The 6,168-nt window shown below is 58.0% G+C and carries 7 protein-coding genes; 2 read left to right on the top strand and 5 right to left on the bottom strand.

The window, feature by feature from the left end; genetic code table 11:
* On the bottom strand, positions 1 to 548 hold a 548-nt coding region (cmk, locus tag G5358_RS01900), incomplete at its 3' end, for a (d)CMP kinase (RefSeq protein ID WP_421278179.1).
* Positions 549 to 796: 248 nt separating this feature from the next.
* Between cmk and ribA the strand changes: the two genes are divergently transcribed.
* The gene (gene ribA / locus G5358_RS01895; RefSeq protein WP_005351157.1) at positions 797 to 1,390 is read left to right on the top strand and encodes a GTP cyclohydrolase II; all 594 of its coding nucleotides are present in this window, start codon (positions 797 to 799) and stop codon (positions 1,388 to 1,390) included.
* A gap of 70 nt (positions 1,391 to 1,460) precedes the next feature.
* Here ribA and G5358_RS01890 read toward each other — a convergent pair whose 3' ends face one another.
* Both G5358_RS01890 and G5358_RS01885 read right to left on the bottom strand, forming a co-directional pair.
* Positions 1,461 to 2,417, bottom strand: a complete 957-nt coding sequence (locus tag G5358_RS01890; protein WP_216953388.1) for a LysR substrate-binding domain-containing protein — start codon at positions 2,415 to 2,417, stop codon at positions 1,461 to 1,463.
* A 63-nt stretch (positions 2,418 to 2,480) separates the two neighbouring features.
* Positions 2,481 to 3,356, bottom strand: coding sequence for a LysR family transcriptional regulator (locus G5358_RS01885; protein ID WP_005337156.1), 876 nt, complete (start codon positions 3,354 to 3,356; stop codon positions 2,481 to 2,483).
* A gap of 95 nt (positions 3,357 to 3,451) precedes the next feature.
* Here G5358_RS01885 and G5358_RS01880 point away from each other — a divergent pair, with 95 nt between their 5' ends.
* Positions 3,452 to 4,675 (top strand): MFS transporter, encoded by a 1,224-nt coding sequence (locus G5358_RS01880; RefSeq protein ID WP_021231402.1) that lies wholly within the window; start codon positions 3,452 to 3,454, stop codon positions 4,673 to 4,675.
* A gap of 145 nt (positions 4,676 to 4,820) precedes the next feature.
* Here G5358_RS01880 and G5358_RS01875 read toward each other — a convergent pair whose 3' ends face one another.
* Complete coding sequence (locus G5358_RS01875; protein ID WP_031227877.1) at positions 4,821 to 5,375, bottom strand: VOC family protein; 555 nt, start codon at positions 5,373 to 5,375, stop codon at positions 4,821 to 4,823.
* A complete protein-coding gene (locus G5358_RS01870) occupies positions 5,369 to 6,133 on the bottom strand; it encodes a DNA repair protein (protein WP_216953387.1) in 765 nt (254 codons plus the stop codon). The genes G5358_RS01875 and G5358_RS01870 overlap by 7 nt, the downstream gene beginning before the upstream one ends.
* Positions 6,134 to 6,168: the final 35 nt, after the last annotated feature.

The raw sequence follows: 6,168 nt of genomic DNA, 5'->3' as shown, positions 1-6,168 counted from the left end.
TCGTCACGTTCCCGAATCTCGGTTAAAAGACGCTCAAAGTTAACATCAAAGCCCTTATCTTGCAACTGCTTATAGCGACGCTGGGCCCGTTCTTCGGCACTGGCGTCGAGGAAAATCTTCACCTCGGCCTCGGGGAAAACAACTGTCCCCATATCACGACCATCGGCAATCAGACCCGGGGCCTGACGAAAAGCACGCTGACGGCGCAACAATGCTTCGCGCACCCGGGGGAAGGCGGCGATTTTACTGGCAGCATTACCCACTTCTTCGGTGCGGATGGTGCGGGAGACATCTTCCCCTTCCAGGATCACCTTGACCAGATCGCCCTCAACCTGAAATTGCACATCCAGATTGGCAGCCAGTGGCACCAGTGAAGCTTCACTATCCAGCTCTACATCGTGATGCAGGGCGGCCAGGGACAACACCCGATAGATGGCGCCCGAGTCCAGCAAGTGCCAACCCAGCTTCTCAGCAAGCAGCTGACACAAGGTGCCTTTACCTGCACCACTGGGGCCATCAATTGTCATTACGGGGGCCATCTGAGGCATAACTTCTCTCCTGCACTGTGTTGCTCCCATCCCGAAGGGGTGGGTTAATGGGCGCCGATTATACCCGAATGTGGTGAGCCTGGCAGTCATCAATCCGCACAAAGGGCCAAAACCCCGCCGGACAGCTGTGCTTGTATCTCATTTGGAGATTTCATTAAGCAATGCAGGGACTTGTTCTTATGGTCGTTCCTGACAAGGCGCGCTAAACTGGCCCCCTTTTTTGAGCCGTTAGTAGTAAGGAGCAACCTATGAGCAGCGTTACCCTCGTGGCCAAATCCAAATTGCCAACCCCTTGGGGCACCTTCACGCTGGTAGGTTTTCAGGAAACCGGCACAGGCAAAGACCACGCCGCACTGGTGATGGGCGACATTACCGGTGACGAGCCCGTGCTGGGCCGGATCCACTCAGAGTGCCTGACCGGCGACGCCCTGTTCAGCCTGCGTTGTGACTGCGGTTTCCAGTTGCAGGCGGCCATGGAGAATATCGCCAAAGCCGGTCGTGGCGTGTTGCTGTATGTGCGTCAAGAGGGCCGTGGCATCGGCTTGCTCAACAAGATCCGCGCCTATCACCTGCAGGATCAGGGGGCCGATACCGTGGAAGCCAACGTGGCCCTTGGTTTCGCCGCCGATATGCGCGACTACACCATCTGCGCCGACATGCTCAAGCAGCTTGAGGTCAAGTCTCTCAAACTGATGACCAACAACCCGCGCAAGATGAAAGCGATGGAATCCTTCGGTATTCCGGTGGCCGAACGGGTACCTTTGCAGGAAGGGCGTAATCCCCACAACGAGTTCTATCTGTCGACCAAGGCCAACAAGCTGGATCACATGCTCAAAAAATGAGCCTGCATTGACGAATGTCAGATAGTCAAACGCCTCCCGAACGGAGGCGTTTTTCTTGGGACGACCCTAGCTATCGCTGTGGTACGGTCAGATTGGCCAGCAGAGCTTCAAGCTCTTCGCCAGTGCGGGCAGCACAGTATTGTTCGACCCGCTCGCGGGTCAATTGCGGCGCGAGACGTTCAATCAGATCGTAGAGATAGCCGCATAAAAATGCCCCTCTGCGCAACCCGATAGCGGCCACACCGCCTGGTAGCCAGGGCGCCGTTTTGAGCACCAGATCGCTATCGCGCTGGAGCTCCCAGGCAAAGGTTGCCATCACCCCTATACCCATCCCTTGTCTGACATAGGTCTTGAGCACATCGCTGTCGCTCGCACAGCAGGCGATCCGGCTCTCGGCATGAGCGCAATCAGTGCCTTGAGCTGTGGAGAGAGCCCTTCCATCGGTCACCAATGCAAACTCCACCAGCTCAGCCGGGGTCAGCGATGTTGCTTTGGCCAACGGATGATCCTTGGGTAGCACCAAGCCCCGTTGCCACTGAAAAGAGGGGAGCATCAGCAGATCGCTCCCATCCTCCGGTTCATCCGCCAGCAGCAGATCGGCAGCGCCATCATGCACGGCTGCGCGGCACTGCGTCGCACTCCCCTGCATCACAGTTACGGCGACTTTGGGAAAGCGGGCCGTAAAATCCTTGAGGATGGCGGGCAGAATATAACGGGCTTGCAGATGAGTAGCGGCAATGGTGAGGGTTCCCTGCTCCGGATGCACATGCTGCCTGGCCATTACCTTGATGGTGGCGACCTTGTCCAACACCTCGGCGGCCACTTTGATCACATCCCGACCTATGGGGGTGATCTGGGTCAGGTGTTTACCGCTGCGCTCGAAGATCTGGATCCCCAGCTCATCCTCCAGCATCCGCACCTGTTTGCTGATCCCGGGCTGGGAGGTAAAGAGGCTCTCGGCGGTGGCCGACAGATTCAGCCTGTGGTTGGCCACCTCGACGATATAGCGCAATTGCTGCAGTTTCATGGTGTAGCCCTCAAGCGAACCCACCGTTAATAGTAACAAACTTTCAGCAATGGCCCGCCGCCATCAGGCCGGGCGCTCCTTGAGTAGAAAATCACGCAAGGCACGGTTGGCCATGGATAGCGGATCACCACGCCGCCACGCCACACAGAGGTCGAGGTAGATGGGCGGGTCGAAGGGTACGCCACTCAGATCCGGCTCCTCTTCCAGCACCATCCGCAAGAAGGTGGTCACCGCAAAGCCTTGCCGCACCACCGCCTTGAGCAGAGGGATAAGATTGCTCTCGAAGGCGATATCGGGTTCAACGCCCAGGCTCTGGGCCAGCGCCTCCATATGCTCCCGGTGATAAAAGCCACGGCGAAACAGCGCCAGCTCCTGAGCGAAAAACTGCGAGAGGGTGACGGCCGGTTCGCCGCGCAAGGGGTGATCGTCGCCCACCACCATCAACATCTCTTCGCTCAGCAGATGTGCTCCCTCGATGGCGGGGGGGAGATCACTGGTGATGAGAATGGCCAGATCGAGGGAGCCATCCACCATCCGGCTGAGCAGCTCGCGGGTACCGGCCTCCTCAACCCGGATCTTGAGGCCGGGGTAGCGGTGCTTGAAGGCCATCAGACGAGGGGGGAAATAGTAGGAGCCCATCATGTAGGGGATCCCGATCCGCACCTCCCCCCGCTCCAACCCCTTCAGTTCGGCCATCTCGGCCTCGGCCTGATGCATCTGCAGCAACAGACGCTCGGCATGGCGACAGAGCACCTCTCCCTCTGGGGTGAGCCGTACCGCACGGTCCTGTCGATCAAACAGTCGCAACTCGAGCTGCTGCTCCAGCTTGGCGATGGCCATGCTGATGGCCGGTTGTGCCACATGCAGACTGTTGGCTGCCTTGGTAAATGAGCCGGCATCCCTGACCGCCAGCAGATAGGTGAGCTGTTTCAGATCCATGTATCAATTCATCTTATGAGATAGATAACTTAAATATATTATATTTATAACCGCAAGGACTCTACCCTGACCAAAAGTAGTCAGGACAATACGCAATGATTGAAGTTGGAAGTCGCGAGTGGATACGTGCAACCCTGGCCCTCAGCCTGGGCTCCTTTCTGGTGTTTCTGAACCTCTACCAGACCCATCCCCTGTTACCCCTGATCGCCGAGGTCTTCTCGGTCAACTCCCTCTCGGCCAGCTGGACCCTGGCAGGATGCACAGCAGGCCTTGCCGCCTCCTTGCTGATCTGCGCCAGACTGGCGGATCGCCATGGCCGTCGGCAGGTCATGCTGGGTACCCTCACCCTGGCGATCCTGCTCTCACTGTTGATCCCCCTGGTTGAGCAGTTTGGTTCACTGCTGTTGCTACGCATCCTGCAGGGCGCGCTGCTGGCCGGGTTACCAGCCACTGCGATTGCCTATATGGGGGAAGAGTTCAGTAAACGGGCGCTGCTCTCGGCGGTGGGGGTCTATATTGCCGCCAACTCCCTCGGTGGCATTGCCGGTCGGGTGGTCGGCGGCCTGCTGGCGGGCTGGTTTGGCGACTGGCAACATACCTTTCTGGGGATCGGTGTGATCAGCCTGTCACTGCTGCCGCTGGTCTTCTGGCTGCTGCCCCATCAGACCCGCTTTGTGGCGAGCGCCCCCGTTCGCGGCCAATTTGCTCGCGCCTTGCAGCAGCACCTGACCAATCCCTTGCTGGTAGGGGCTTACCTTATCGGGGGACTCAACTTTATGGTGTTTCTGAACCAGTTCAGTTATCTCACCTTCCTGCTGGCAAAGCCCCCATTCTCCTTGCCCACCCAGTGGCTCGGCATGCTGTTTCTCACCTATCTCTCGGGGACGGTGGCCTCCTCACTGAGCGGCCGCTTTGCCAACCGCTGGGGTGCACAACGCATGCTGCTGGTCGGGATCGCCCTGATGGCCCTCGGCAGTCTATGGCTACTGCAAGCTAGCCTGCTCGGGATCCTGAGTGGCTTGCTGATCTCCAGCTTCGGCTTTTTCCTGGCACACGCCTGCGCTAGTGCCTGGGTTGGTCATCATGTCGAACACAACCGCGCCCTCGCCTCCTCTCTCTATCTGGTAGCCTACTATCTGGGAGCCAGTCTGGGGGGACTTTACCTACACCCCTTCTGGGAGCAGGGCGAGCTGGGCGGTCTGGTCATGGGTATTGAACTGGTCCTCATCTTGACGGCCGGCTTGAGCCTCTGGCTCGGCCGTCTCAAGCAGCGAAGCCAATCGCCACTGCCCGCCCAGCAACCCCACCGACACGGGTAACAGGCTCAGCGCAAACAGGGTCACCCACGAGCAGATAGCGCTCTCGCAACCCAGCACCGCCAGATAGCAAAAGGGGTCACACCGGTGACCCCTTTTGCTGCGTTATTCAAGAGCCTGTCAGGCTCGCACCGCATTGAGCGCAGGATCACTCCTGATCGAAATAATCCGCAGGCACCGCGACCACAGCACCGGTCGCCACCTCTTCGGCGATCACCTCAGCCAGCGAGCGTAAGTGAAACTTGATCTGACCGGAGGGCAACATCAGGCCGATATCGGGGTTGCGGGTATCCTGCATATTGCCGGTTTTGAATGGCTGCTCGGGATAGCGCGCTACCAGATCCTGCAGTGAAGTAACCACCAGCTCGATATGTTCCAGTCCTGCCTGATGGATGCGCCCCGGTTTCGGCGCCGCCAGCTCGATACAGGGTACCTGCACCTCACCAGCCAGCAGTGGCTGATGCAACTGATAAGTGGCAATCGGGCGACCGCCGATCATCCCCTCCACCAGCAAGGAGCCCGCTTCAGCCAATACAGCACACAGCGCGCGGTACTCCTGCAAGGTCGCCGCCCGATAACAGAGGTGATCGACCGTTGGCTGGGAAAATGTGACGCCAGCAGCGGCCAGTTCGGTCAACAGCTGAGAAACAAATGGGGCCATTGGCCCCAGTGTGGAATCGAGTGGGTGGGACATGCTTACCATTTCTTCTTGGGTTGAAACAGGACATCGAGCTCGTCGGCTTCCTTGTCCTTGATGTTTTGCAGATCCTGCGCGCTGTTTTGCTGCTGCAGCTCTTCAAGCTCCTTGAGCCCCTGACGCATATCCTCTTCACGAGCCAACAGATAGGGATCCTTGTCGCCAATGCTGGCCATGGCCGACAGACCCTTGGTATAGAGCTGGCGGCAAGTACCATATTGGCCCTGAATGCGGGCATCCATCGCCCGCTTGACCAGATTCGAGATGTTGATTTTGAGCTGCATCAGCTCGAGACGACGATCTTCCTGAGCAAACCCCTGCGGATCAATTTTGCCCTTGTTGTGCTCGACACGCAGTACGGCACGTAGCTTTTTTACCAGCTGCAACATCTGGATCGCCTGACGATCAGACTCGGGGGTTTTGAAGTGCCCCTCATCCTGCGCACTGTAATTTTCCTGCACGTTCTTGATCTGGATCTGCACATCGGCGATGCGCTGCTTGATCTGGTTGTTGGGCATCACCTGGGCGATGGCGCGATAGGCATCAAGGATCCGGTGCTGCAACAGCAACACCATGTTTTTGGAGAAAGGCACCAGATTGACGTTCAGCAGTACCTCTTCGGTCTCGTCAGCTACCGTCTTGTGTCTGGCAACGGCGTGACGCTTTTCAGCCTCCGCCTTCTGCTTATATTGCTGTACCACGTTATAGGCGATAACCAAAAACAGGAGCGCGCCGATAGACAGCAATACCAAAGTTAAAATCATAGGATGTCCAAACCCCTGTCCCAATCCAATTGCGT

It is taken from the genome of Aeromonas sp. 604176 (assembly GCF_049170755.1).
GTDB classification, from domain to species: domain Bacteria; phylum Pseudomonadota; class Gammaproteobacteria; order Enterobacterales; family Aeromonadaceae; genus Aeromonas; species Aeromonas veronii_A.
This window is presented reverse-complemented; position numbering and strand designations above follow the sequence as displayed.

What these genes read in the sequence shown, in the direction of transcription:
- G5358_RS01875 (WP_031227877.1), bottom strand. Translation starts at nt 5,375, where the DNA reads ATGGTAAGCATGTCCCACCCACTCGATTCCACACTGGGGCCAATGGCC.
- G5358_RS01880 (WP_021231402.1), top strand. Translation starts at nt 3,452, where the DNA reads ATGATTGAAGTTGGAAGTCGCGAGTGGATACGTGCAACCCTGGCCCTC.
- G5358_RS01885 (WP_005337156.1), bottom strand. Translation starts at nt 3,356, where the DNA reads ATGGATCTGAAACAGCTCACCTATCTGCTGGCGGTCAGGGATGCCGGC.
- G5358_RS01870 (WP_216953387.1), bottom strand. Translation starts at nt 6,133, where the DNA reads ATGATTTTAACTTTGGTATTGCTGTCTATCGGCGCGCTCCTGTTTTTG.
- G5358_RS01890 (WP_216953388.1), bottom strand. Translation starts at nt 2,417, where the DNA reads ATGAAACTGCAGCAATTGCGCTATATCGTCGAGGTGGCCAACCACAGG.
- ribA (WP_005351157.1), top strand. Translation starts at nt 797, where the DNA reads ATGAGCAGCGTTACCCTCGTGGCCAAATCCAAATTGCCAACCCCTTGG.